Source organism: Pseudomonas abyssi (assembly GCF_003444685.1).
GTDB classification, from domain to species: domain Bacteria; phylum Pseudomonadota; class Gammaproteobacteria; order Pseudomonadales; family Pseudomonadaceae; genus Halopseudomonas; species Halopseudomonas abyssi.
Map to the genome: position 1 here is coordinate 1,603,948 of NZ_LMAZ01000001.1, position 25,896 is coordinate 1,629,843.

General features: G+C 61.2%; 23 protein-coding genes and 1 pseudogene. 14 read left to right on the top strand and 10 right to left on the bottom strand.

Translation table 11 applies throughout. The features are described 5' to 3' along the window. Positions 1-33: 33 nt before the first annotated feature. A complete protein-coding gene (locus tag ASB58_RS07450) occupies positions 34-1,110 on the top strand; it encodes an MBL fold metallo-hydrolase (RefSeq protein WP_118130030.1) in 1,077 nt (358 codons plus the stop codon). A gap of 220 nt (positions 1,111-1,330) precedes the next feature. Here the strand turns inward: ASB58_RS07450 and ASB58_RS07455 are convergent, their stop codons facing one another. Both ASB58_RS07455 and ASB58_RS07460 read right to left on the bottom strand, forming a co-directional pair. Next, entirely contained in the window at positions 1,331-2,713 is a 1,383-nt protein-coding gene (locus ASB58_RS07455; RefSeq protein ID WP_118129864.1) for a heavy metal sensor histidine kinase, read from the bottom strand. After that, complete coding sequence (locus ASB58_RS07460; RefSeq protein ID WP_118129865.1) at positions 2,710-3,381, bottom strand: heavy metal response regulator transcription factor; 672 nt, start codon at positions 3,379-3,381, stop codon at positions 2,710-2,712. Before ASB58_RS07460 ends, ASB58_RS07455 begins: the two co-directional genes overlap by 4 nt. 141 nt (positions 3,382-3,522) lie before the next feature. Between ASB58_RS07460 and ASB58_RS07465 the strand changes: the two genes are divergently transcribed. Next, entirely contained in the window at positions 3,523-4,017 is a 495-nt protein-coding gene (locus ASB58_RS07465; protein ID WP_118129866.1) for a GlcG/HbpS family heme-binding protein, read from the top strand. 29 nt (positions 4,018-4,046) lie between these two features. Continuing rightward, complete coding sequence (gene uraH, locus ASB58_RS07470; protein WP_118129867.1) at positions 4,047-4,457, top strand: hydroxyisourate hydrolase; 411 nt, start codon at positions 4,047-4,049, stop codon at positions 4,455-4,457. A gap of 38 nt (positions 4,458-4,495) precedes the next feature. On the opposite strand, the gene ASB58_RS07475 is transcribed toward uraH, so the two are convergent. Next, complete coding sequence (locus ASB58_RS07475) at positions 4,496-5,398, bottom strand: DMT family transporter (RefSeq protein ID WP_118129868.1); 903 nt, start codon at positions 5,396-5,398, stop codon at positions 4,496-4,498. Between the two features lie 104 nt (positions 5,399-5,502). Here ASB58_RS07475 and ASB58_RS07480 point away from each other — a divergent pair, with 104 nt between their 5' ends. The 3 genes from ASB58_RS07480 to ASB58_RS07490 all read left to right on the top strand — a co-directional run bounded on the left by ASB58_RS07480 (position 5,503) and on the right by ASB58_RS07490 (position 8,534). Then, positions 5,503-6,384 carry a LysR family transcriptional regulator gene (locus tag ASB58_RS07480; RefSeq protein WP_118129869.1) on the top strand — a complete coding sequence of 294 codons (882 nt, stop codon included), beginning with the start codon at positions 5,503-5,505 and terminating at the stop codon, positions 6,382-6,384. Positions 6,385-6,570: 186 nt separating this feature from the next. After that, the gene (locus ASB58_RS07485) at positions 6,571-7,434 is read left to right on the top strand and encodes a phytanoyl-CoA dioxygenase family protein (RefSeq protein ID WP_118129870.1); all 864 of its coding nucleotides are present in this window, start codon (positions 6,571-6,573) and stop codon (positions 7,432-7,434) included. A 44-nt stretch (positions 7,435-7,478) separates the two neighbouring features. Continuing rightward, the gene (locus tag ASB58_RS07490; RefSeq protein ID WP_118129871.1) at positions 7,479-8,534 is read left to right on the top strand and encodes an MBL fold metallo-hydrolase; all 1,056 of its coding nucleotides are present in this window, start codon (positions 7,479-7,481) and stop codon (positions 8,532-8,534) included. A gap of 73 nt (positions 8,535-8,607) precedes the next feature. Here ASB58_RS07490 and ASB58_RS07495 read toward each other — a convergent pair whose 3' ends face one another. Together ASB58_RS07495 and ASB58_RS07500 are read right to left on the bottom strand one after the other, a co-directional pair. Next, positions 8,608-9,132, bottom strand: coding sequence for a DUF3833 domain-containing protein (locus ASB58_RS07495; protein WP_096005652.1), 525 nt, complete (start codon positions 9,130-9,132; stop codon positions 8,608-8,610). A 222-nt stretch (positions 9,133-9,354) separates the two neighbouring features. Next, positions 9,355-9,843: a winged helix-turn-helix transcriptional regulator gene (locus ASB58_RS07500; RefSeq protein ID WP_118129872.1), complete on the bottom strand. Its 489-nt coding sequence runs from the start codon at positions 9,841-9,843 to the stop codon at positions 9,355-9,357. A 109-nt stretch (positions 9,844-9,952) separates the two neighbouring features. On the opposite strand from ASB58_RS07500, the gene fabF reads away from it, so the two are divergent. Continuing rightward, positions 9,953-11,224 (top strand): beta-ketoacyl-ACP synthase II, encoded by a 1,272-nt coding sequence (gene fabF / locus ASB58_RS07505; protein WP_118129873.1) that lies wholly within the window; start codon positions 9,953-9,955, stop codon positions 11,222-11,224. Between the two features lie 80 nt (positions 11,225-11,304). On the opposite strand, the gene ASB58_RS07510 is transcribed toward fabF, so the two are convergent. Together ASB58_RS07510 and ASB58_RS07515 are read right to left on the bottom strand one after the other, a co-directional pair. Next, positions 11,305-11,538, bottom strand: coding sequence for a helix-turn-helix transcriptional regulator (locus ASB58_RS07510; RefSeq protein ID WP_118129874.1), 234 nt, complete (start codon positions 11,536-11,538; stop codon positions 11,305-11,307). Beyond that, a complete protein-coding gene (locus tag ASB58_RS07515; protein WP_118129875.1) occupies positions 11,535-11,948 on the bottom strand; it encodes a hypothetical protein in 414 nt (137 codons plus the stop codon). Before ASB58_RS07515 ends, ASB58_RS07510 begins: the two co-directional genes overlap by 4 nt. A gap of 493 nt (positions 11,949-12,441) precedes the next feature. Here ASB58_RS07515 and ASB58_RS07520 point away from each other — a divergent pair, with 493 nt between their 5' ends. Beyond that, positions 12,442-14,289, top strand: a complete 1,848-nt coding sequence (locus ASB58_RS07520; protein WP_118129876.1) for a GGDEF domain-containing protein — start codon at positions 12,442-12,444, stop codon at positions 14,287-14,289. Between the two features lie 21 nt (positions 14,290-14,310). Here the strand turns inward: ASB58_RS07520 and ASB58_RS07525 are convergent, their stop codons facing one another. The 3 genes from ASB58_RS07525 to ASB58_RS07535 form a co-directional block, all read right to left on the bottom strand. Next, entirely contained in the window at positions 14,311-15,396 is a 1,086-nt protein-coding gene (locus ASB58_RS07525; protein WP_118129877.1) for an AI-2E family transporter, read from the bottom strand. 173 nt (positions 15,397-15,569) lie between these two features. Beyond that, positions 15,570-17,852 carry an ATP-dependent DNA helicase gene (locus ASB58_RS07530; RefSeq protein WP_118129878.1) on the bottom strand — a complete coding sequence of 761 codons (2,283 nt, stop codon included), beginning with the start codon at positions 17,850-17,852 and terminating at the stop codon, positions 15,570-15,572. After that, positions 17,849-19,492: a VRR-NUC domain-containing protein gene (locus tag ASB58_RS07535; RefSeq protein ID WP_118129879.1), complete on the bottom strand. Its 1,644-nt coding sequence runs from the start codon at positions 19,490-19,492 to the stop codon at positions 17,849-17,851. The genes ASB58_RS07530 and ASB58_RS07535 overlap by 4 nt, the downstream gene beginning before the upstream one ends. A gap of 188 nt (positions 19,493-19,680) precedes the next feature. On the opposite strand from ASB58_RS07535, the gene ASB58_RS07540 reads away from it, so the two are divergent. From ASB58_RS07540 to ASB58_RS20520, 6 genes and pseudogenes are all read left to right on the top strand, one after another. Then, complete coding sequence (locus ASB58_RS07540; RefSeq protein WP_118129880.1) at positions 19,681-20,979, top strand: serine hydrolase domain-containing protein; 1,299 nt, start codon at positions 19,681-19,683, stop codon at positions 20,977-20,979. Between the two features lie 677 nt (positions 20,980-21,656). Continuing rightward, positions 21,657-22,418 (top strand): methyl-accepting chemotaxis protein, encoded by a 762-nt coding sequence (locus ASB58_RS07545; protein WP_407920672.1) that lies wholly within the window; start codon positions 21,657-21,659, stop codon positions 22,416-22,418. A 141-nt stretch (positions 22,419-22,559) separates the two neighbouring features. After that, complete coding sequence (locus ASB58_RS07550; RefSeq protein ID WP_118129882.1) at positions 22,560-22,925, top strand: response regulator; 366 nt, start codon at positions 22,560-22,562, stop codon at positions 22,923-22,925. A 27-nt stretch (positions 22,926-22,952) separates the two neighbouring features. Next, a complete protein-coding gene (locus tag ASB58_RS07555; protein WP_118129883.1) occupies positions 22,953-24,755 on the top strand; it encodes a chemotaxis protein CheA in 1,803 nt (600 codons plus the stop codon). Further along, complete coding sequence (locus ASB58_RS07560) at positions 24,752-25,264, top strand: chemotaxis protein CheW (RefSeq protein WP_118129884.1); 513 nt, start codon at positions 24,752-24,754, stop codon at positions 25,262-25,264. The genes ASB58_RS07555 and ASB58_RS07560 overlap by 4 nt, the downstream gene beginning before the upstream one ends. 113 nt (positions 25,265-25,377) lie before the next feature. After that, positions 25,378-25,842: pseudogene (locus ASB58_RS20520) on the top strand (PAS domain-containing protein); the annotation flags it as partial. Between the last annotated feature and the right edge of the window lie 54 nt (positions 25,843-25,896).

The window sequence follows — 25,896 nt, forward strand, 5'->3', positions numbered from 1 at the left end:
TACAGCGACTGGCGGCCCGCTCGGCTGGGCGCAATGCTGGTATCGCTCGGCGCTGCCGTGCGCGCGGCTGTGAGCGGCTCGCTGCGCCCGGCGTTGCCGGAGTACCCGGAGTCCGCCCAGTTTCGTCATCAGCGTTTTCGCAACGAGGTGTCGCGTGAGCCGATGACACTGCGTCAGGGGCTTGCGGTGTGGCGCGACTTCATCTTCAACAAGCCCGCCGGGACTGTGCCGGACCGGCCCATCCCGGTGCAGCCTTTGACTCAAGCTGACCTGCTGGCCGCACCTGACAACAGCGTTTGGCGTCTGGGGCACTCGAGTCTGCTGCTCAAGTTGAATGGCGATTTCTGGTTGACCGATCCGGTATTCAGTCAGCGTGCCTCGCCGGTGCAGTGGTTCGGGCCCAAGCGCTTTCACGCGCCGCCAATCAGCATAGAAGAGCTGCCGCCGATCAAGGTTGTGGTGCTCTCGCACAATCACTACGACCACCTGGACCATGCCGCCATCTGCCAGCTGCAACATAAGGTTGAGCACTTCATCACGCCGCTAGGCGTCGGTGCGACCCTGATACGCTGGGGAGTGCCGCCGGGTAAGGTCCGCGAGCTGGACTGGTGGAGTGAGGTGACCATTGCAGGGGTTCGAGCCACTGCCACGCCGGCGCAGCATTTTTCCGGGCGCGGATTTTCTGATGGTAACCGCACCCTGTGGTGCTCCTGGGTGCTGCAGGCCGCGGACTGCAAGCTGTTCTTCAGTGGCGACACCGGGTACTTCGACGGGTTTCGCGAGATTGGCGAGCGCCTCGGGCCGTTTGATGTGGCGTTTATGGAAACAGGCGCGTACAACCCGCGCTGGCAATACGTGCATATGTTGCCGCAGCAGACCCTGCAGGCGTTTCTCGACCTCAAGGCCAAGTGGTTGTATCCGATTCACAACGGCACCTTTGACCTGTCCATGCACACCTGGGAAGACCCGTTCGAGCAAATAACTGACCTGGCCAAGCAGCAAGGGGTGGCGCTGACCACGCCACAGATGGGCGAACATCTGCAGCTGGCAGCGCCGCATACTGGCCGCGCCTGGTGGCGGATGACCAAGATAGGCGCGGCACGTCCTTAGTCTGTCTTACTTGCCTTCCAGATGCTTGGCGTGCAGCTGACGCAGCCGCTCGCTGCCGTCTTCGGCCTGAGCGGGCAGGGTGGTCAGAAACAGGGCGGACAGGGTCGCGGCAATCAGGTATTTCATCGTTGCATTGGCTCCAGGTGAGGACGCGGCGACGGTCGCCGCGTTACCTGCGCCACAATAGGGCGGTGGCACCGTCGTCAACATGACCCGCAGATTACGCTGTTGTCATCTTGTCCGTGGCAGGGAACACCAGCTCAAAACGCACGCCGTTCCCCTCGTTGCACACCCTGGCGTGGCCGGCATGCTGACGCATGATCGCCTGCACAATGGCAAGCCCCAGACCGCCGGTGCTGCCCGGCGCGCTGCGAGATGGATCGGCACGATAGAAGCGCTCGAATACATGCTCCAGGTGCGGCTGCTCGATGCACGGGCCCTGGTTGTACACCGCGACAACACAGTGCTCGGCGCCATGGACGCTGCTGATGGTGATGGCGCTGCCAGCGTCTGCGTAGCGGATAGCGTTGGCTATCAGGTTGGCGAGTGCCCGGGTGAGCATCTCCTGGTCCGCGTATAGCGTACCCGCGCAGTGGTTGACCAGCGTCACTTGCTGCTCGTCGGCCATGCCCTCGAAGTACTCGTTCAGGCGATCCGTCAGTTCGACCAGATCGACGGGCCGGCAATTCAACGCTGGTGTTGCCTGTTCACTCCGCGCCAGAAACAGCAGGCTATCGATCATCCGCGCCAGGCGTTCAAATTCTTCCAGGTTGGAGTCCAGTACCTGTTCGTACTCCTCGATGGTGCGCGTTTTGCTCAGGACCAGCTGAGTCTGTCCCATCAAATTATTCAGCGGGGTACGCATCTCGTGCGCCAGATCGGCCGAAAAACGCACCAGTTGCTGATAGCCGTCATCGATACGGGCGAGCGCCTGGTTGAGGTTCTGCTCAAGCCCGTCGAGCTCGGCGTAGGGGCTGCCTGCGTCGAGCCGGGTGTGCAGCCGACCGGCGTCCAGCTCCATCGCCTGCGTGGCCAGTTTGCGCAAGGGGCGCAGCCCGCGCTGGCTGATCAGCGCAGCCAGCAGAAAACTCAGTAGGCTGCCGCAGAGCAGAGCCATCAGCAGGTTATTGCGGTACGCCGCCAGCATGTTGTTGCGCTCGCTCAGCAGATGCCCGGCGACCAGCGTCAGGCTGTCCCCATGGATGAAGCTCTGTTGTGCGACCAGCCGATAGGGCAGTGCACCTGACCGCTCATCAAAGCGCGGTTGAGCCGTGGCTCGCAGACTGGGCAAAGGCAGGGAGCGAGGGTTGATACTGATCAGAACCTCGCCTGCGCTGTTAAGCACCCAGAGGAAATGCTCGGTGTTACCGAGCATATTGGCATACAGCTCCGGGCGTTCTCGCAATTGCTGTATATCCGGGGTATCGCGTAGCAGCGTCTCCATGCGATCGAGCCGACCGAGCAGCGTCTGATCGTCGCGCCAGGCGATTTCCTGCTGCAACGAGCGATACAGGTACAGGCCGATGCCTCCGAGTAACAGCAGGCTGACCAGGGCAAAGGCCAACGCCAGGCGCAGGCTGAGTGAGCGACGCCAGCGGCTCACGGCACGTCGTCCAGTTTGTAGCCCATGCCACGCACGGTATGCACCAGTTTCAGCGGGAAAGGGTCGTCCAGCTTGGCCCGCAGCCTGCGGATGGCGACATCAACCACGTTGGTATCGCTCTCAAAATTGATGTTCCAGACCTCGGACGCGATGCGGCTGCGCGACATGACTTCACCCGGGTGGCTGATCAGTAGATGCAGCAGGGCGAACTCTCTATTGGTCAAGTGAATGCGCTGACCAGCGCGATGGATCTGGCGGCGCAACACATCGACCTGCAGGTCTGCCAGTCGATAGAACTCCGTCTCACGCATCGGCGCACGCCGCAGCAGGCTGCGCACGCGCGCCAGCAACTCAGCGTACGAGAAGGGCTTGATCAGATAGTCATCAGCTCCCAGCTCAAGGCCCTTGACCCGGTCCTCGACGCTGTCTCGAGCAGTAAGGAACAGCACCGGCGTATCACCGCGGCTGCGAATCAGGCGCAGCAGTTGCCAGCCGTCCATGCCGGGCAGCATGACATCGAGTATGACCAGGTCGAAATGCTCCTCCTCAATCAGGTGGCGAGCGTCCAGGCCATGCAGTGCGGTTTCGACCTGAAAGCCGGATTCGCTTAAGCCGCGCTGCAGGTACTCGGCTGCTTTGGGTTCATCTTCTGCCACCAGAATGCGCATCGTGTCCTCCTCATACAGGTGCACAGAGTAGAGCCAAGCGCGCGGGATGCCCATTACAAAAGCGTAATCTGCCGGCAATGCTGGCGACGGCCCCACAGCGGCAGCATGGCACCGTGCTTGAGCAACCAAGGAGATCTCGCAATGCACCGATCCAAACTCGTCGTCGCGCTGGTCGCTGGCCTGGCTGCCGCGGCAGCGCATGCCGGAGCAGAGGGTGTCGCCAGTCGCGCCGATCTGACGCTGTCGCTGGCAAACCAGTTGGCTGACGCCACCCTGGCTGACTGTCACGCCCGTCAACGGACTGCCGTTGTCGCGGTGGTTGACCGTGCCGGCCAGCTGGTCAGCCTGCAGCGCGATGACAATGTCGGCCCACACAACACCGTAGCAGCCCAACGTAAAGCGTTCACCGCGCTTTCGACCAAGACGCCGACCTTGCTGCTGGCCGAGCGCGCCCGGACTAACCCGGATGCAGCCAATCTGACGACGCTGGACGAACTGCTGCTGTTGGGTGGTGGCGTTCCGGTGGTGGTGGATGACGTCGTTATCGGCGCACTGGGTGTCGCTGGCGCCGGCGGCGGAGAAACCGACCAGGCCTGCGCCCAGAGCGCAATCAACAGTGTATTTACCGCGCACTAACGCGCTTGACACCTATCAGGAGAGACTTTATGAACCCCATGATCCACACTGTCGGGGCCGCACTTCTGGCCACCATGAGCACGCTGGCTGCGGCCGCCGATAACCCGCTTAGCGTTCATGTGCTGAATCTGGAGAACGGTCTGCCGTCGCCGGATGTGATGGTAACGCTGGAGCGCCTGCAAGGTACCCAGTGGCAGTCGCTCAGCGAGGGCGTCACCAATGAGCAGGGGCGTATCACCGGGCTGTACCCGGAGGGCCAACATTTGACTGACGGCACCTACCGGGTGACCTTCAAGACCGGCGACTGGTTTGCCCAGCAACAAGCCAAAACCTTCTTCCCGGAAGTACCGGTGATTTTCGAGGTCGATGCCTCCGTACCCCATTACCACATCCCGCTGCTGCTCAGCCCCTATGGCTTCTCGACGTATAGAGGTAACTGATTGGGCCTGCGGCACCGGGATGTTGCCGGTGCCGCGCATCATGATTGCCGGCGAATCAGATAGATTCCTGCGATGACCAGCGCGGTGCCCGCCAGCTGTACCCAAGTCAGCGGCTCGGCCAGCAGCAACCAGCTGAAGAAGATGGTCATCACCGGGCCAAGCATCCCCACCAGTACGGTCGGTCCGGCGCCAATGCGCTGGATGGCGCCGGACTGGAAGAAGATCGGCAGCACAGTCGAAAACAGCGCCATCGCCGCGCAATACGCGTAAATCGGCAAAGGCTGAATCAGGTCACTGATTGGGTTGGTGACCAAAAAATGCAGCTGAGCGGCCAGAATCGAGACGATCAGCGCCAGAATCGAGAAGCGCGCTGCCCCCAGCTTGCCAATGGATACCTCCGCAAAGGCGGTGTAACAGGCATACGAAACGGCCGATGCGAATACCAGCGCCGCGCCAAGCCAGGGCGCTGCGCTGTCTCCGGCCAGTTGATGATCGCTGACAAACACCAGACTGACCCCCGCGTAGCAGAGCACCAGCGCAGCAATCAGCTGCGAGCTGGCCTTTTTGTCGAGAAACAGCAAGCCAATGAGGATGGTGATGGTCGGGTAGGTAAACAGAATCACCCGCTCCAGACCGGCAGAAATGTACTGCAGACCGGCAAAGTCCAGAATCGATGCGCCGTAGTAACCGGTCAGCCCCAGAAAAACCAGCAGCGCCCAATCCTTGAGAGTAAGTGCCGGCCCGCTACGCAGATAGGCGTAGCCGCTAAGCAAAAACAGCGGCAGGGAAAACAGCATGCGCAAGGAGAGCAGGGTGATTGCATCAACGGGCGCACTGAGGTAGGCGAGCTTGACGAAAATCGCCTTGAAGGAAAAACCGAATGCTGCCAGGACGGCAAGCAGCATGCCGAGCTGGCGGGGCGTGAGTGGCGTGCGGGTCATGGAGCGCTCTACGAATTGTGTTCAATAGTTTGGATGCTATGTCGCTGAAGGCTCCTGTAGAATTGCGCTTTCCCTAAACCAGCGTTCGTATTTTCCGAATTCATATGAAATACAGCCTGACCGATTTGCGTCTTTTCATCGCCATTGCCGAATGCCAGAGCCTGACCCACGGCGCGGAGCGGGCTTTTCTCGCGCCGTCATCAGCCAGCCATCGCATCAAGCTGCTCGAGACCTCGTTAGGCACCTGCTTGCTGCGTCGCCGGGCCCGCGGTGTGGAGCTGACCCGGGCCGGTGAAATCTTTCTGCGTCACGCGCGCCAGGTGTTTGCCCGTCTGGAACAGATGCACTCGGACCTGGCGCCTTTTGCCGAAGGGGTGCAGGGCCATGTGCGGCTGTGGGCCAATACCCATGCGATTCACAGCTATCTGCCGAATGACCTGGCGTCCTTCCTGGCCAGGCACCCCCAGGTGAGCGTGAATCTGGAGGAGCACACCAGCTCGGATATTCTCGCCGCAGTTGCCCGTGGCGATGTCGAGATCGGCATCATTGCCGGCTATGACGACTATTCCGAGGTGGACTTGCTCGCTTATCGTGCGGACCGTCTGGTGCTGATTACCGCTCCGGACCACCGCCTGGCTGGCACGCAGTCGCTGCGCTTTGCACAGGTCATCAGTGAGCCCTTTGTCATGCTGCACACCGGCTCTGCCATCCATACCTTCACCATGAACACGGCCTCCAGCATGGGCTCGCATCTGAACGTGCGGGTGCAGGTCAACAGTTTTGAGGCGGTGTGCCGCATGGTGGCTGCCGGTGTCGGTATCGGCCTGGTACCCCGTGAAGCGCTAAAACTGTCGGGCCGCCAGCCTGTATCAATCATTGAAGTGGAGGATGACTGGGCGCAACGCGACCTGAAGATCTGCACCAGCCGCAAGACGCCTATTGCTCCGTTCGCCCACACGCTGATCGATCATTTACTGGCTGAATAGGCTGTAAACAGTGCGCCGTTCAGTCCGGTAATTGGCAGGATCGCCGGTACTCCGGCGGTTTTCAGCAGCCTGGACAGCTCTACAATGGGGCGTGGCAGCGCCCCTACGGGTGTGCGCTGCGATCTCATAGTTCAGGTCCGCCGTGCCTCCTCGAGTGCCGGCCGATAAAGACAAGAGAGGGCGAGCATGAGTCAGCGCGTGTTATCAGGCGGCAGCGACTATCTGAAAAGCGGTTACGCCAAGACCTATCAATCGACCGCAGGCACGCAGGAGGCCGTCGACAGCGCCGAGCTGGATCGCCTGCACGACGGTTTGCTGCGCGATGGCTATGTGATTCTCCAGCGCATCGTGCCCGAGGAGCAGATTGATCGCATCAGTGCCGAGCTGCGCGAGCTGCTGCCCGACAGCTGCGGTCGGAACGGATTTGAAGGCACCTTAACCCAGCGCATTTACGCGGTCATATCCAAGACCCTGGCCTGCAACCCGCTGGTGGAGCACCCGCTGGTGCTGGGGTTGCTCGATCGGGTGCTGGCGCCGAACTATCTGCTCTCGCAGCTGCAGGTGATCAACATTCTGCCCGGCGAGCGTTCGCAGCCGCTGCATCATGATGATGCTTTTTACCCCGTACCGCGTCCGCGCCCGCATTACGGCGCTGCAACCATCATTGCGATGGACGACTTTACGGCCGATAACGGCGCGACCGTGGTCATTCCGCGCAGCCATACCTGGGACGGTCACGCACCGACGCCAGAAGACTGCGCACAATCGATCCCGGTGATCATGCCCAAGGGCTCAATGGTGCTGTTTCTCGGCACGTTATGGCACGGCGGCGGGGCAAACCACAGCACAGCATCGCGTCTGGCGGTGACGGCGCAGTATTGCGAACCCTGGGTACGGCAGCAGGAAAACTTCAGTCTGTCAGTCCCGCTGGCGCGTGCCAGCGAGTGCAGCGCGCATATGCAGCGGATGCTGGGCTACTCGATTCATCCGCCATTCATGGGCATGGTCAACGGCATGCACCCGCGCCGCCTGCTCGATGAAACATCTTGATTATCCGCCAGTTATAAAACCTATTTAAATAAGCGCTCACAATTATGGCAACTGAAGGCTTGTTATACCCGTTGACGGCACCTGCGTTGGGATCTGCGCTGGAAATCCAGCCCGGCGTACTGTGGATTCGCATGCCGCTGCCGTTTCGGCTGGACCATGTAAACCTCTGGGCGTTGCGTGATCGTGACGGCTGGACGGTCGTAGACACCGGTGTCTGGACCAAACAGGCGATGGCTACCTGGGAGCACCTGTTTGACACGATGCTTGGCGGCCTGCCAGTTACCCGCGTGATTTGTACCCACCGCCATGCGGACCACGCCGGACTGGCCGGTTGGCTGGCAGAGCGGTTTGGCTGTGAGCTGTGGATGCCCCACACCGAGTATCACGCCTGCAACGCCTCGCGGCTGCAGGGCCGAGAGGCACCGGACTCGGAGCTGGAGTTCTATCGCCGTGCGGGGTGGAACGAATCCGCGCTGGCGTCCTTCCGCAACAGCTATGGCGGCATCACCAGCCTGGTACACCCGTTGCCTGAGACCTTCAGGCGAATCAGCGACGGCGATGTCATTGCGGTAGGAGATCATCGCTGGGAGGTCATCGTCGGCCAGGGGCACACCGCCGAACACGCCTGTCTGTACTGTGCAGAACTGGCGCTGTTCATCTCCGGCGATCAGGTGCTGCCGCTGATTTCCTCCAACGTGTCAGTGCTGGCGCGCGACCCGGAGGGCAACCCCTTGGGCGAATGGATGACCTCAATGCTGCGCATTCGCGACCTGGTCAGCGATAGCGTACTGGTGCTGCCGTCGCATAACGAGTGCTTCGTGGGCTTGCATGCGCGCATCAATGATCTGGTCGACACGCAACAGCAGTTGCTGGGCAAGCTGCAAGACCAGTTGCAAGAGTCGCATCGCAGCGTCGATGTCTTCGAGTGTCTGTTTGGCCGCCCCATCGGCATGGGCGACGGTATCGTGCTGTCCCTGGCCACCGGCGAGAGTCGCGCCAATCTCAACTGCTTGATCGCCGAGGGCAGGGTAGAGATGGAGCGCGACGCCAACGGGGTGGAGTGGTATCGCGCTCGCACCCGAGCTTGCGCAGGCTCCTAGGACGCACCACACGCGCTCTGCGCGGGCGCTCAAGCAGCAACTGCGTGCTTGAGCGCCCGCCCCCTTGGCCCGCTCAGGGCTGTCGGCGGAAGAACAGAGTGACCTGACCCAACTCGACACCAAACTTGAGCATGCTGGAGCGATTGATCAAGGTGTCTTCGTCCATCAGGTACATCCAGTCGTCAAAGGTCACGACATAGCTGGTGTCATCCACCGGCAGGTTAAGCTCATAGCGCCAGCGCAGCGCATTGCCCGCCAGTTCACCAACCGCCGTGCCAATCACGTCGTCCGCAGTCCCCAGCCAGCGATCCTCGCCGTCAGGCGTCAACGTCCAGACGCGCCGCTGGGTCGTGCCATCGCTGTAGACAAAGCGCTCATCAAGAATCAGACGATCCCCCTCACGGTAACTGTTGATGTCGACGTGAAAGCGCTTGATGACCTTGCCGCTGCGGTCCTGAAACATGCCCCAGGCCTGGACGGGTCGGTCGAAGAAGGCAAGCAGATCCAGCTTCGGTTGCTCGGAAGCATAGTCATCAACCTTGACGCTGCCACAACTGGCCAGCCAGACACAGCAGAAAAGCACCAATAGCCGCTTCATACATCACCTCGTTTCGGGAATTCAATTGCTGCAAACGCCGCGACCGGTACACATGGTGCCTATCGGGCCAAAATACTGTACAAGCGCAACATGGTGTACAACTAGCGTATAGGTTTTGCAGTATCCGAGCCATCAGGCAGACGACCGGACGAAGGATAGGCAATAGCGAGGTTGCTGGCAGATAGATGCAAAAGCCGACAGGCTGCCTGAACATCGCCAGCGTTAACGCGTTCTGATGCGTTCAAGGCGCGCACGCATGGCGGCACTGGCAGCTGGGCCGGGTTGTACCGTGCAGTGCGCAGGCGCAACGGTACGCCCGTCGTCCGGGTCAGTAAATGTCAGTTGCAGACGTTTGCCGCTCTGTCGCTCCACCACCTGAACGCTTTCGCCCTCGGTGGCGTAATGGCGATTTCCCCAGTCGACAAATGCCATCAGTACCGTCGCGAAGTCCTCACCCTTGGCGGTCGGAACATACTCGTAGCGCAAGGGGCGCTGGCTGTAGGGCACGCGTTCAAGCATGCCGGCTTCGACCAGTGCCGTCAGCCTGCGGGTCAGCATGTTCGGCGCTATGCCCAGACTTTGCGAGAACTCGTCGAACCGTCTAAGACCCTGTAACGCGTCGCGCATCAGCAACATGCTCCACCACTCACCTACCTCATCCAGGCTACGGGCGATGGGGCATTCGGCGTTGCTGAGCTTGGTGCGTTGCATGGTCTGTTCCGTCGATCTGCATTCTGAGCTGGATCAAAATGTTACTTTCATTATGATAGTAACGTCTATCTGCCGTTGGACTTTCTCGAAACAAAGGAGCAGGACTCTGATGAACAAGCGCATTGTGGTCACTGGCATGGGAGCGGTCTCGCCGCTGGGAACCGGTGTGGATACCGTCTGGCAGCGCCTGATAGCAGGCCAGTCCGGCATCCGCTCGCTGCCGGAGGAACTGATCGGTGACCTGGCAGTTCGCATTGGTGGCCAGGTACCGAGTGTTGAGCAGGATCCTGAAGGCGGCTTTGATCCAGACCGTTACCTGCCGGCAAAAGAGCAGCGCAAGATGGACCGCTTTATCCTGTTTGCCGTTGCCGCCGCGCAGGAGGCACTCAACCAGGCCGGCTGGGCACCGCAGGACAATGAAGGCCAGGAGCGCACCGCGACCATCATCGCTTCAGGCACCGGCGGCTTTCCGGCCATGGTGGAGGCCGTCCGCACCACCGACAGCAGAGGGCCGCGCCGTCTGTCGCCGTTCACTATTCCTGCCTTTCTCTGCAACATGGCGGCTGGACATATTTCCATCCTGCATGGTTTCAAGGGCCCGCTGGGAGCGCCGGTTACCGCCTGCGCTGCCGGCGTGCAGGCCATCGGTGATGCGGCGCGGATGATTCGCGCAGGGGAAGCAGACATTGCCATTGCCGGCGGCGCCGAGGCGTGTATTCATCGCGTCAGTCTGGGCGGCTTTGCCGCGGCGCGAGCATTGTCCGGCGGCAGCCACAGCGATGCCCCGGAAAAAGCCTCACGCCCCTTCGATCAAGCCCGTGACGGGTTCGTCATGGGTGAGGGCGCCGGGCTACTGGTGATCGAGTCGCTGGACCATGCACTGGCACGCGGCGCAACCCCCATTGCGGAACTGGTGGGCTACGGCACCAGTGCCGACGCGTATCACATGACCGCAGGGCCGGAAGATGGCAGCGGCGCACGTCGGGCGATGGAGCAGGCGCTCAAGCAGGCTGGGGTCAGCTCGGATCAGGTGCAATACTTAAACGCTCACGCCACGTCGACACCGGTCGGTGATCTGGGTGAGCTGGCAGCCATCAAGGCGTTGTTCGGTGAGGGCGCAGCCCCGGCAATCAGTTCCACCAAGTCCGCAACAGGCCACCTGTTGGGTGCGGCGGGCGGAATCGAGGCGATCTTCACCGTGCTGTCGCTGCGCGACCAGTTAGCCCCAGCCACGCTGAATCTGGACAACCCGGACGAGGCCGCCGCCGGGCTGGATCTGGTGCGCGGCGGCGCGCGGGCCATGCCAATGGAGTACGCATTGTCGAACGGGTTCGGTTTTGGCGGGGTCAACGCCAGCGTATTGTTTAAACGCTGGCGTTAAGGTGGCACTGATCAATTCCACACACCCATGCGAGCGCTCAAGCGTGCAGATGCATGCTTGAGCGCTCGTCCTGCACAGGCTCAGCCTTGACTGTCACCCGGGGCGCCCCTGGTTGACGCCCGGTGGGCGTTGTCGAAGATCGCCTCTACCGGTCGATCAAACAGCGCACTGATCCGATAGGCCAGGTCCAGGGAAGGGTCGTGTTTCTCGGTCTCCAGCGCGTTGACGGCCTGCCGGGAGACGCCGAGACGTTCAGCCAGGTCAGCCTGCGTCCAGGCTGCTTCGGCGCGCAGTACGCGCAGTCGGTTTTTCACAGTTTGCTCGTTCGTACAAAGGGAGAGACCAGAGCATAGGCTGCCCAGAAGCAGGGATAAATGAGCCAGCCGTCCAGATGGGGGGCACCCGCGTACGCTTCGCCAAAACCCCATACTGTCCAGAGTACCATGCTAGTGCCCGCCGCCAGCACGAAGCACTTGGTCACAATCACGCGCACAAACTCGTCACTGTCGGCCATCAACCGTAAGGTTGCCCAGACCTGCGCTGCCACCGGCACGGCAACCGCAACCGCTATCACCCAGCCGCCGGGCCCGCCAATCAGCGAGTCGAAGAGGCCTGCAATCGCCAACACGCTGACAAGCACGTAGAACAACATAAAACCGACTGTCCGCAGGACATAGGTGCGGCTTGGAGAGTAAGAGCGTGGAGCATTGATAGCTTGGTTCATAGTCGCGCCTTTATGTCAGGTTTTCCTGACCTTATGTGTGTAAGGCAAACCTGCCAAATAGTATTGTTTTATTTACTTTGCAGTGTGCTGCAGCACCTCGCGGTCATGCCGGATCTGACCACCCTCGGCACAAACCGGCAACCGCCAATGAAGGACAAACCCGGCCTTGGCGATGCTTGCATGCACCGGTATCAGCACTATGCTGACAGTAAGACGATTCAGGGACGTCTTGTCCGCTACGGCATGCCGGCTCGCCGGGTTAGCGGGCGCTCCAAGGGAAGTACTGATCAATTCCACACGCCCTCTGCGAGCCTCACGCGTGTAGGAGCAAGCCGTGCTGCGGGGCATTCAGGCCTATCCGCACCCTGTGTTGTGGTTCCCGACATGCCTTCGAAACCACGCCTTGATTGCGGATCGACCTGAGCGTCATAGCGCATGCGGACTTAGTCAGTGCTTGCGACTGGTTCATGTGCGCAAGGAAAAGGTGGCTGCGATGGCAGAGGGAAGTGTGATTGTCAGTGAAGACGACAGCTTGGGCGCCGCCGTTGTGGTGCGGCTTGCCTACCCGCATCAGATTGTCGAAAGTGATGGCATGCTGCAACGGGTGCTGGGGCCGGAACTTGCCGCAGCCGCGTGCGCTGCAGAAGGGCTGTCGGCCATCGCCTCGCCGCTGTCCGAGCGCCGACTGAGTGAGCTCTTTTTGCGCCTTGGTCAAACAAGCTCGCAGCGCCGGCAATTGACCGTTTTGGTCAGGCAACGCTGGATTTTGATTTCCTTCGAGGGCGGCAGGCCGCAGGCTGACAGGGTGAAACTGTACCTGCAGGATGTGACGCCACTTAAACTCTACGAGCGCGCGGATAACCAAGCGGAACACCGCCTGGTGACGGCATTGGAGACGGCCTGCGTTGGCGTGTGGGAGTGGTATCCGGGAGCGCCAAGCATCACGTTGTGCATGCGCGCCGCCACCTGGCTGGGAATTGGCAACCGGACCTGTGAATTGCCATTCGACACCTGTCTTAAACGCATTCATGCTGCCGACCGCCCGCGAGTGCGGGCGGCTGCGGCAGCGTGTGCCACCCCTCGTGCGGTCAGCGAGTTGCACGAACTGGAGTTCCGCATCAAGGCTGCAGACGAGCAATACCACTGGGTGGTGCTGGCCGCCGCCTCGCTGCCGCGCACGGAGCAAAGCGAGTTCGCCCGTATCACTGGCAGCATTCGCGATACCACGCTGCATCGCCAACTGAAGCAGTCGGACGCCAGACAGCAGGAACTGATGTCGCTCGCAGCCGAGGTACAGCAGGCGTTTCTGGTTGATCAAAGCCTGGTCGCGGCCTGCGACCGACTGTTTGATCCACTGCTGGAAATTACCGACAGCCGACTCGGCTTCATCGGCATTCTGTGTACCGGCGATGACGGCGCGCAGTACCTCGAAGTGCCCAGCATATCCAACATCAGCTGGGACGAGGCGAGCCGTGAGTGGTACAACTCGCATCGAGACGAGGGCCAGTCACTGCGCTTTCATTCGCTCAACAACCTGTTCGGCCACGTGGTGACCCACAACACCATCGTCTGTACCGAGACGGTCAACATGCACCCGGCCAGCCGCGGCCAACCCCAGGGCCACCCGCCCATTCACAATTTCCTGGGTATCCCGCTGCGCTTCGACGGGCAGGCTGTCGGCATGATTGCGGTTGGCAACCGCGACCGTGGTTACGGGCAGGAACAAATTGAACTGCTGACCCCCTTTGCGACGGTACTGGGGACCATGATCCGCGCGCGTCAGCTGGAGGAGCAACGCGCGCAGGCCGAGGCCGCGCTACTGCGTGAGGCCACCCATGACACCTTGACGGGGCTGGCCAATCGCAAGCTTTTTTTCAGCATGGCCGACAGCCTTTTTGAGCAGGCTGTGCGTTACGAACAGCACATTGCACTTGCCGTGATGGATGTCGACTTCTTCAAATCGGTCAACGACAAATACGGCCATCAAGCCGGCGACAAGGTCCTACGGGTCTTTGCAGACACCCTGAGCGACGCCGTACGCCGCTCGGACGTGCACGCCCGGGTGGGTGGCGAGGAATTCGCGGTGCTGCTCGCCCAAACCAACGAGACTGACGCAGTCGATGTGCTCGAGCGCTTTCGCCGAACCCTGGAAAACACCCTCATTGCGCTGAACGACGGCATGGAGATCAGCATCACGGTCAGTATCGGCTACTGCGACTTCTTCGATGGCCTGCACGATGTCGACCACTGGTTCAATCTGGCCGACCGCGCGCTATACCAAGCCAAGGCCCAGGGGCGCAACCGGATAATCAAGTGGGTGCCTGACCCGATCGCCCGATGACTGCCCGAGGACCGGAGCAGGCTACTCGCCTTGCTCCGCGAGTGTTTGTTCGTCTACCGGCTGCGTGGTCGGATTGAATTCCTCGGCAAAGATCTGCCAGAACGCGATGAACAGCGCTGCAATCAGCGGCCCGATAACAAAGCCGTTGATACCGAACAATGCGAAGCCGCCAAGGGTGGAGAGCAGAACCAGATAATCCGGCAGCTTGGTATCACGACCAACCAGCAGCGGGCGCAGGATGTTATCCACCAGGCCGATAACCAAGGCACCAAAGGCAATCAGGATGATGCCCTGGGTCCAGTGTCCGATGGCCAGCAGATAAATAGCCACAGGCCCCCAGATCAGGCTGGCACCGACCACCGGAATCAGCGACAACAGCATCATGACAACGCCCCACAGCAGGGCACCGGGAATGCCCAACGCCCAGAAAATCAGGCCACCCAGACCACCTTGCACCGCCGCTACAACCAGGTTGCCCTTGACCGTCGCGCGGGTCACTTCGGCAAACTTGCCAAACAGCTGGTACTCGCGCTCATCACCCAGCGGCAGAGCACGCACCAGCAGCTGTACCAGTTGAGGACCGTCACGCAGCAGGAAGAAGGCCAGGTAGATCATCAGCGCCAGGCTGGCAAAAAAGCTCAAGGTACCCTGACCCAGCTGCACTGCATTCTGGGCGAGGAAGCGGCTGGAGGTGACGGCTGCATCGGTTGCCAGCGTCTTGATGCGCTCCAGGTCAATGTTCAGGCGGCTGAACACGTTCTCGACCACCGGGAAGCTATGGCGCAGCTTGTCCATGATCGCGGCCGGGTCAAACTGGCCGCTTTGCACCCGCTCATAGAGCGCATGGCCCTCCTGAACGAACGAGGTGATCACAAACACCGCCGGCAGGATACACAGCGCCATGCAGACCGTCAGGGTGGCCAGCGCCGCGATGTTCTCATGGCCATGCCAGCGCTTGACCAGACGCTGGTGCAGGGGATGAAACAGCAGACCGATCACGCAGGCCCAGAACACCGCACCGAAGAAGGGTTTGAGCAAATAGAGAAACAGCAAGGTGACGACGATCAGTAACAACAGAAAAGAACGTTGTTCGAGTTTGGCCTGCATGGGCTCGGGCTCCTGCCATGGAAAAGCCTGATTGGAGCAGAAAAGCCCGCTGGTTTGGAAGCACTGATTGCGACCAGCCTCACCTTCAACTGCGCGGGCCACCGCCTCACCCGGTCCAGGCCGACCGGGTAGGACGTACCGATTAGCTCAAACCTTGTAGTAGGCCAGCAGGGTCACAGCCGCCATGAGCTGATCGCCCACCAGCGGGGTAACAGGTCGCGCACCGTGCGCTGGCCAAAGCGGTCATCCAGCAGGTAGACCACGCCTTGATCGTCGGTTGTTCGTATCACTCGCCCGGCGGCCTGCACCACCTTTTGCAGCCCCGGATACAGGTAGGCGTACTCATAGCCGCTGCCGGCGCTGTCACTGAACATTACCTCGAGTCGCTCGCGCATTTCTTCGTTCACCGGATTGATCTGCGGCAACCCCAGGGTGGCGATAAACGCGCCGATCAGGCGGCGCCCGGGCAGGTCGATTCCTTCCCCAAAAGCACCGCCCAGCACGGCAAAACCGACACCGCGGCCATGCTCGCTGAAACGGGCAAGAAAGGCGCTACGCTCGCCCTCATTCATGCTGCGCGACTGAGCCCACACCGGGATGTCGGGGAAGCTGCGCTGAAAGCGCTCCAGCACCTGTTCCAGATAGGCATAGCTGCTGAAGAATGCCAGATAGTTGCCGGGTTCCCGGGCAAACTGCTCGGCCATCAATTCACTGATCGGCTGCAAACTGGCGCTGCGGTGCTGGTAGCGCGTTGACAGGTTGCGAACAATCGAAACGTTCAACTGGTCGGCATGAAAGGGCGACTCAACCTCCAGCCATTGACTGTCTTCGGGCAGCCCAAGCAAGTCACGATAGTAGTGGGCCGGGCTCAGCGTTGCAGAAAACAACGTAGTGCTGTGTGCAGTGATGAAGCGCTGCTGCAAAAAAGGGGCGGGCACGATATTGCGCAGACACAGGGTGGACAGGGTGCGGCGTCCGGTCCCCGGGTGGCGCGTGATGTCGAACAGCGAATGCGGGCCGTAGGCCTCTGCCAGACGGCAGAACAGCATGGCATCAAAGTAAAACAGGATCAGCGCGCTGGCATTGCCGTCCGGCTGGTCGGTCAGATGTTCGGTGATGGCGCTGACGGCTTTTTGCAGGCTGAGAATGAACAGGTCCGCGATCGCCGGATAGATCTGGTAGTCCTCGCTCTGATCACGATGCAGCGCGTTCCAGTGGCGGGCGACCCGGTCGAGCGGGGCTTTCAGCGTTGCCGGCGCCTGCTTGCGCAAGGTGTTGAACACGCCCTGGTCCAGCTCGGCGGTGTACATGCCGCGTGCGCGATCAATCAGGTTGTGCGCCTCATCCACCAGCACGGTTACCCGCCAGTCGTTGAGCACAGTCAGGCCGTAGAGCAGGGCGCTCATGTCGAAGTAGTAGTTGTAATCGCCCACCACCAGATCGCTCCAGCGGCACAGTTCCTGACTCAGGAAATAAGGGCAGACGCTGTGCTTGAGCGCGATGCGGCGCACCGCCGCCTGGTCCAGCCACTGCTCGGCGACGGCCTCGGCCCGGGCGGCGGGCAACCGGTCGTAGAAGCCTTGGGCCAGCGGGCAGGATTCGCCGTGGCAGGCCTTGTCGGGGTGCTCACAGGCCTTGTCACGGGCGATATGCTCAAGCACCCGTAATGACAGCGGCGTTTCGCTGTGCTTGCGCAGACTCTGCAACGCATCCAGTGCCAGCTGTCGCCCCGGGGTCTTGGCGGTGAGGAAGAACAGGCGGTCTATCTGCTGATCAGGCATCGCCTTGAGCTGCGGGAACAGGGTGCCGAGCGTCTTGCCGATACCGGTGGTGGCCTGGGTCATCAACGTCTTGCCGTCGCGTGCGGCGCGGTAGACCGCTTTGGCCAGTTGCCGCTGGCCGCTGCGAAAGCTCGGATAAGGGAAGGTTAACTGCTGCAGCTGCTGATCGCGTGCGCCACGGTGGTGGGTTTCCTGCCGTGCCCAGGCGATGAACCGGTCGCATTGACGGGCAAAAAACTGCCGTAGTTCATCCGCGGCAAAGGTCTCGCGAAAGCTGGTTTCCTTCTGGGTAACCACGTTGAAGTAGACCACCGCCAGGTTGATCTCTTCCAGCTGCAGTTCGGCACACAGCAACCAGCCGTACACCTTGGCTTGCGCCCAATGCAGCACCCGGTGATTGTCGGGGATGCGGCTGATATCGCCGCGGTGGGTCTTGATCTCTTCCAGCAGGTTCAGCTCCGGGTCATAACCGTCGGCACGGCCAATCACCAACAGCCCAGGGTAGCTGCCCGCCAGGGTCAGCTCGCTGACATAACCGGCGCCACGGCGTGACACCACTGTCTGGTGCCCGGCGATACCTTCCTGCGCCGTGGGCGCCGGGGTAAAGCGCAAATCCAGATCACCCTGCTTGGCGGTAAATTCACACAGCGCGCGCACGGCCACCTGATAATTCACGCAATCGGCTCCCACTGCACATGCACCACTTCAACCGGCATGCGGTGCTCGGCGCAGAACGCCAGCCAGCGGCGCTGATTGTCCTGCAGCCGGTCACCAGGCCCCTTGACCTCGACCATGCGGTAGCGTCGCTCGCCAGGCCAGAACTGGATCAGATCGGGCATGCCGGCGCGGTTGGCACGAATATCCTTGAGCATGCGTTCGCACCACCGTTTTAGGTGTTGCGCCGGAATGCACTGCAATGCAAGGTCAAGCAATGCTTCATCAAGCAGGCCCCAGAACACGAATGGCGACTGCAGGCCGTGCTTGCTCTGCCAGCGCTGCCTGATGATCTCCACGTAGCGGCCGTCATCAATGGCAGCCAGCGCGTCGGCGAACAGTGATGACCGGCGGCTGGCGAACTCGGCGTCATGCAGATCCGCAGGCCCGCTCTGGAAGGGGTGAAAGAAGGCACCGGGCAGGGGCGCGAACAGGGCGTCCCAGCAGAGCAGCCCAAACAGGCTGCAGATCAGGCCGTTTTCGACGTAAAACACCGGGGCCTCAGGTTGCGCCAGGTGCTCAGCAACAGCGTGCTCCACGCCCAAAGGGTCCGGGCCGGGGAGCGTCAGCAGACGAGTCGGTGTGTCCGTCTCCGGCACGGCGGCTGGCGTCGGCTGCGACAACTTGCGCCCCAGGCGCCTCAGCGCCCGCTCAAGCAGTTGTTGTTCAGCAGCGCTGTGCGGCGCAGCCAATGCGCTGCTGGCCAGCGCGTACGCCTGCTCCGGCTGATCCAGCCGCTCGTGCAGCCGCACGGCACGTTGACGCGCCTCGCTGTGCTGGCACTGGAGATACAGCGTCAGCGCCTCTTCCAGCCGCTGCTCGCGCTCGAGCTGCTGCCCAAGCTGAAAGCGCAGGCGCTGGTGACGACGCTCAATCCAGGGGTTTTCGCTGGCAAAGTCAGCGCACAAGGCCAGCACCTCGGCCACATCAACCCCGGCTTCCAGCTGATCGCGGTAGCGTCCAAGATAAATGTAATCATCAACATCTGCGGCGCGGTGAAAACTGCGTGACTCAGTACAAAAGGGCACCTGTTCGTATTGCTGGACGCCCAGCTCGGCCAGCACAAACTCGCTCCAGTCCTGCGCCAGGTTGCCAAAAAACAGTAGCCGCAGGCGCTCGCACAGTGGGCTGATGGTCAGACTGTACAAAACGTCAGACGGAATGCCGGGCCACTCACTCCAGGGCCTTGAGTTTGGCCCTTGCGCGATAAGCGCCTCCAGCAATGCCTGCTTGCCGAGTTTGCTCGCCTGGCTGATACCCAGATCAAGGCCGGCCAGTTCGCCTTTGAGCAGCAGACGGGCGAGGGTGTCGATCTCGATGGCCTGATCTGTTACCAGCCAGCCCTGTTCAAGCAGGGGCTGGGCAGCCCGCTCGATATCGCCGACTTCCTCGTAGGCCAGACGACTAGCGCGGAAGTGGTCACCCTTGCGCATGATCAAACGCACCAGCAACGCGCGCGACGCTTCGGGCTGCGCTGTGAACGCCCGCGCGAAGGCGTGCTCATCTGCGCTCAGCAAGTCGGCATAGCGCGCATCAACCCAGTCCAGGACGAACTCGAAGTTGCGCAGGTAGTAGAAGTCGGTGGCGAGCAGTTCAGGCATCACGAAACAAGGGATACTGGTTGAATGTCCAGCATTGTGCGCACCTGAAGCTGCTAATTCAAGCCGGGCGGACCAGCGGATACCAAACGCTGAATGATGCAACAGAGTGTTCAGCGCAGCATGCTTGCCGCCCCGGGCGGCAGCCCCTACCGTGTGGGATTGCACAACAACAAGAACAGGACAGCCCAATGACTCTGATACACGGCTTTCAACCACGCGCCACCCGCCGCCTGCACGCAGCGGCCGATAACGCCCCCGATTTGCCGGCGCCCGACAGCGTGCGCTATGAGCGGCTGGGTTACATGCGCGGCTTTCCGCCAGCGCCCGAGAAGCAGGTAACGCGTGGCGACTATCTGGTGCAGTACCCTAAGTTACGCTGGGCCTTCCAGCATATGCGCGAGCTGATTCCCTCCCGGCAAGTACGGCGTGGCGCTGCTGCGGTCAGCGTGTTGGCGGCAGGTGAAGATCAGAGCGCGGCTATCGAAGCGCTGCCAGTTCAGCTGCGTGACGACAGTACCATCGACTTTGCCGAGTTTTTGCAGCGCAGCTATACCGACGCCTGCATCATCCTGCACCGCGGCAAGATCATTTTCGAGCAATACCCCAACCAGCCAGACCCGCTGAGCCCACACATGCTGTGGTCGGTCAGCAAATCCTTTACCGGGCTGATTGCGGCGCTGCTGGTCGCCGAGGGCACGCTGGATGCCCAGGCGCAGGTCACCGACATTATCCCCGAGCTGGCAGACTCCGGCTGGCGCGGCGCCAACGTGCAGCAAGTGCTGGATATGACGGCTGATATCAACTACTCCGAGGTCTACGCCGACGGCACCTCCGACGTTATTCATTATGGCCTGTCTGCCGGCATCACCCAGTCACCCGACTGGCGCGGCCCGACCAGCCTGTACGGATACTTGCCCAGCATCGGCGCAGCGCGTGAGCACGGCCGCTACTTTGCCTATCGCACCGTGCATACCGAGGTGCTGGGCTGGTTGATTCGTCGCACCAGCGGTCAGGATCTCGCCAGCCTGATTGGCGAGCGAATCTGGAGCAAGCTCGGGGCCGAGGAGGATGCGCTGATGCTGCTGGACCCGACGGGTACCGAGTGGGCTGGCGCAGGTCTGAACGCGACCCTGCGCGACCTGGCGCGCTTTGCCGAGATGCTGCGCCGCGGCGGACGCTGGAACGGTGAGCAAATCATCCCCGAGGCGATCATTGACGACATTCGTGGTGGTGCCGACAAGACAGCCTTTGCCGACTTTGGCCGGCGCGGCATGGAAGGGTATTCCTATCACAACCAATGGTGGATCAGTCACAACCCCGACGGCGTGTATGAGGCCATGGGCGTACACGGGCAACTGATTCATATCAACCCGGCCGCCGAGCTGACCGTCGTGCGTACCGCCTCCCACCCGATTGCCAGCAACGACTTCACCTACGAAATGACCCGCGCCGCGCTGGAAGCGCTGGCCAGACACCTCTCGCACTAATCCTCAAGCGGGCAGCGCCCGAGCTGCCCGCGACCAGCCCCTGGTACACCCACTTACCGCCTTGGACCTTGGTCTATCTTTATCGAATGCAGACCAGCGTTTTATAACCAAATAACCGTTGGCAACTAGCCAATTGCCACATTTTTACTAGGCTGGGTCTGAAAGGACGCTTCGCGACGACATGACCGTTCATCTTTTTTTGAACGACCTGTCTTCAGCGTTGGCGCCTGTGGCCGACCAGCAGGTAACAGGCGCAACAATCCTGGTGCATACGCCAGAACAGGGAACGCTGCATGAGTACAAGACCCAAACCTGCTTTCCAACTATCTGTACTGATCGCCGCGCTAGTCGGTCTGGTCAGCGGCGGCCTCGTGTTGCTGATCTGGCCAGGTTGGGTAGCGATGGTGGTGGCGACCGGCGTCACCACCGGCCTGAGCCTTTTCCTGCTTGGCCGCGAAACACCAGACGTGGCGCAGCAGCAGGCTGGACCTTCAGCCACGCGCCAGGAGCATCAGGTACTGCAACAGGCCGGGCAACTGCAGCAGCCCGAGCTGGACCTTTACCAGCGCCACCTGCAAGACATGAACGGGCTCATTTGCGATGGCGTAGCCCTGCTGCGTCAGGCCTTTACCGACATCCATGATCTGCTGACCGCCCAGCAGCACGCCGTCCGCAAAATGCTGCCCGGCAGCGGCGACGATGCCGCTTCCAGCCTCGACAGCTTTGCCGAACACACCACCCGGACACTGGACACGGTCATTCGCAATGCCGCCGGAGTAGGCGACGACCTGTCCCAACTGGTGAGCAAGGTGACCGAAATTGCCGACCAGATGCCGGAACTGATGAAGGCGGTCAACGAGATCGACCAGATCGCCGGACAAACCAACCTGCTGGCCTTGAACGCCGCGATCGAAGCCGCCCGGGCAGGGGAGCACGGCCGAGGCTTTGCCGTGGTCGCCGACGAAGTGCGCAACCTGTCACGCCGATCCACGCAGTTCAGTGACGAGATCAAAACCAAGCTCGGCGCCATCGACAGCGCAGTGAACCACTTAAGCAAGCACATGGGCGAGATAGCCAGCCAGGATATGGATTGGCTGACGCACTCCCGGCAGGAGGCCGAGGGCTCGATTGCGCAGCTGCAGCACATGGCCGAGCGCGACCGCGCGCTGACCGAGCAGATCGACAGCCTGGCCGCCCAGTTGATGGACGCCTCTGAGCGGGCAACTCGAGGCTTGCAATTTGAAGACATCACGACCCAGACAGCGGGCTACATCATCGACCGTATGGCGCTGATGCAGGCGATCGCCAGAGCGATGACCCAGCTGGAAGGCGAGGCACTGGCGGCCGAGCTGAGACGCATCGGCGAGCAACTCACGACCTACCGGGCCAGCCCGGTCAGTCAGAACTCGATGGCCAGTGGAGAGGTAGAGCTGTTCTAGGCTGAAAAAAATACCACGCGACGATCAGGCAGGTAGAAGGCCAGCGCAAGCGCCTTGTTCACAGTGTGCAACCAGGCACTGCGGCTGCTCCCTAACCAAATCTGACCGTTTGCATACAGCAACCTTGGGAGAGCACGCGGTATGGGTAAACACATTCTGGTGGTCGACGACTCCGCTTCCATCCGGCAGATGGTAGAACACACCCTCAAAGGCGCAGGCTATCAGGTCACTGCGGCCAATGACGGACAGGCCGCACTGGAGCTGTGCGAGCGTAGCCACTTTGATTGCGTGCTGACCGATCAGAACATGCCGCGCATGGACGGCCTGACACTGATCAAAAAGCTGCGCGCGATGGGCGCCTACGTTCGCACGCCGATCCTGGTGCTGACCACCGAAGCCAGCGACGACATGAAGAACCAGGGCAAGGCAGCCGGCGCCACCGGCTGGATGGTCAAGCCCTTCGACCCGGCCAAGCTGCTAGCGGTCGCCTCCAAGGTTCTACCCTGAGCCTGAGCCGCGCTTGCGGAGGTCATCATGAGTGTCGAGCTGAATCAGTTTCACTCGGTGTTTTTTGAAGAGAGTCAGGAGCACATCGACACGATGGAGCGCCTGCTCATGTCCATGTCCGTCAACAACCCCGACCCTGAAGACCTCAACAGCATTTTTCGCGCCGCCCACTCGATCAAGGGCGCGAGCGGCATTTTCGGCTTTGACGCCCTCGGGCAAATCACCCACATCATGGAGAACCTGCTGGATCAGGTGCGCAAGGGGCAACGGGCGGTCAGCAATGATCTGGTCGATCAGTTTCTTGGCGTCATCGACTGCTTGCGCCAGGTTTTGGATAGCTACCGCAACCAGCAAGACATCGACTGGCCGGCAGTAGAACGCACGACCAAGCTGCTGGAGGCACTACTGGGCGCTGCGGCAGCAGACGCAGCAGCAGAGGAAGACGACGGCTTTGGGTTCTTTGACGAGCCGGTCGCAGTACAAGCAGAGGAAGACGATGGTTTCGGCTTTTTCGAAGAGCCGGCAGCGATTCAGCCACAGCCAGAGGAGCAGGGTTGGGGCCTGTTTGAGACGAATCAGGCCGAAGCCGGCACGCCAGGCAAGAGCGCAACCAGCGCCAAGGATGATAACCCGGCCAAGAAGCCTGCCAGCGGCGAGTCGTCCACCATTCGGGTGGATATCGAGAAAGTCGACTCTCTGATCAACCTGGTCGGTGAACTGGTGATTACTCAGTCCATGCTCAAGGTGCTGGGCGATGACCTTGGCGGCAGCAATAGCCGCATGGGTACGGTGCTGGCCGAACTGGAGCGGCATACGCGGGAGATCCAGCAGTCGGTCATGTCGATTCGCATGATGCCGGTCTCCTTTGTTTTCAACCGCTTTCCCCGCGTGGTCCGCGACCTGGCCCGCAAGCTGGAGAAAGAGGTCGACCTGGTACTCGAAGGCGAACACACAGAGCTGGACAAAGGCCTGATTGAAAAACTCGTAGACCCGCTGACGCACCTGGTCCGCAACAGCATTGATCACGGTATCGAGCGCCCCGACGTGCGCCGTGACCGCGGCAAGCCGGAAAAAGGCACCATCACCATCAGCGCCGCCCAGCGCGGCGGCACCATCCAGATCTGCATTGACGACGACGGTGCCGGCCTGAATCGCGAACGCATCATGAACAAGGCGCGCGAGAACGGCCTGAATGTCAGCGACGACATGAACGACGCCGATGTCTGGGATCTGATCTTCCAGCCGGGCTTTTCAACCGCCGAGGTGGTCACCGACGTGTCCGGTCGCGGTGTCGGCATGGATGTGGTGCGTCGCAACATTCAGCAGCTAGGCGGACGGGTGAACATTGCCAGCCGCGCCCTGCGCGGCTCCACCATTACCATCACGCTGCCGCTCACGCTTGCGATCGTCGATGGCATGGGCGTCATGGTTGGCGATCAGACCTTCATCATTCCGCTGGTCAGCATTATCGAATCGATGCGGCCATACCCCGAGAACATCGAGCAGCTCGCCGGCAGCGCGCTGCTGCATGTGCGTGATCAGTTCTGGCCGGTGCTGCCGCTGTATCAGGTCATGGACGCCGAGCCCCGGCATACCTCGCCAAGCGAGGGCATCGTGGTGCTGATAGAAACCAGCAAGCGTCGGTACGGCCTGCTGGTCGACGAGCTGGTCGGCCAGCAGCAGGTTGTTATCAAGAGCCTTGAACAACACTACAAACGGGTTCCCGGCGCAGCCGGGGCAACCATCATGGGTGACGGCAGCGTCGCGTTGATTCTCGACGTGGAGTCGCTGGCAGACGTAGCGCCGATACTGGACGAGGAGATCGCATGAGCGGGCAGAAAGATCAGGCCGCTGGCACGGCTGACAACGACGGTCCAGCCAGCGAATTTCTCACCTTTGTGCTGGGTGACGAGCATTACGCCATCGACATCATGGCGGTCAAGGAGATTAGGGGCTACGAATCGGTCACCAAGATCGCGAAGGCGCCGCCCTACATCAAGGGCGTCATCAACCTGCGCGGCGACATCGTGCCGATCGTCGATTTGCGTATCAAGTTCGACGTCGGCGAAGCCACCTACAACGAGTTCACTATCGTTATCGTGCTGCAGATCAACGAGCGCATGGTGGGCATCGTTGTCGACAGCGTCTCCGACGTGATCGCTCTGACCGCATCACAAAGACGCCCGCCACCCGAATTTGGCGTGGCCTTTGACAGCCGCTTTTTGATGGGGCTGGCCAAGCTACAGAACCACATGGTCATTCTGGTCAATATCGAAGCTCTGGTCTCCAGCAGTGAGCTGGGGCTTGTCGATGCTGCCCTGAAGAAGATGGAGTCGTAAGCAACGGTAGGTATGCCGTAAGCAAAAGACAAGGAAGGCCGAGACAGATTGTCCGGTAAACCTGGCGCCTGGAGGAAAGTTACATGCAACAGTTACCATCGTTTCGCGTTGTTATGCTGTCAGCGGTAGTGCCCTTCGCAGCCGTGCTGCTCGCGACAGTGCTGGCCCTCGCTGGGGTCGGCGGGCCGCAGTCGCAGACCGTCTGGCTGGTTATCGCACTGCTGAGTGCTCTGACCGGCCTGGGCCTGGCGCTGGTCGGCGTGGCCGGCATCCGCGCCAGGCTGGGCACCGAACCTGCCGAACTGCGCAGGCTGATCAGTCAAATCCTGCACCTGGTGCAGAGCCCCGCCCAGGACTCGGACAGCGTGCTGACGCTGCTCAACCGATTGCAGGAGAACGCCAGCGCCCGGGTTGAGCGGGATCTGTTCAATACGCGTATTCGCCAGGCCGTCGACAACGCCAATACCAACATCATGATCGCCGACGCGGAGCGTAACGTCGTTTACATGAACGATGCCGTGCTGCAGATGCTGCGCGACGCCGAATCCGAGATTCGCAAGGACCTGCCCGCTTTTTCCGCCGACAGCGTACTGGGCGGCAGTATCGATCGCTTCCACAAAAATCCGGCGCAT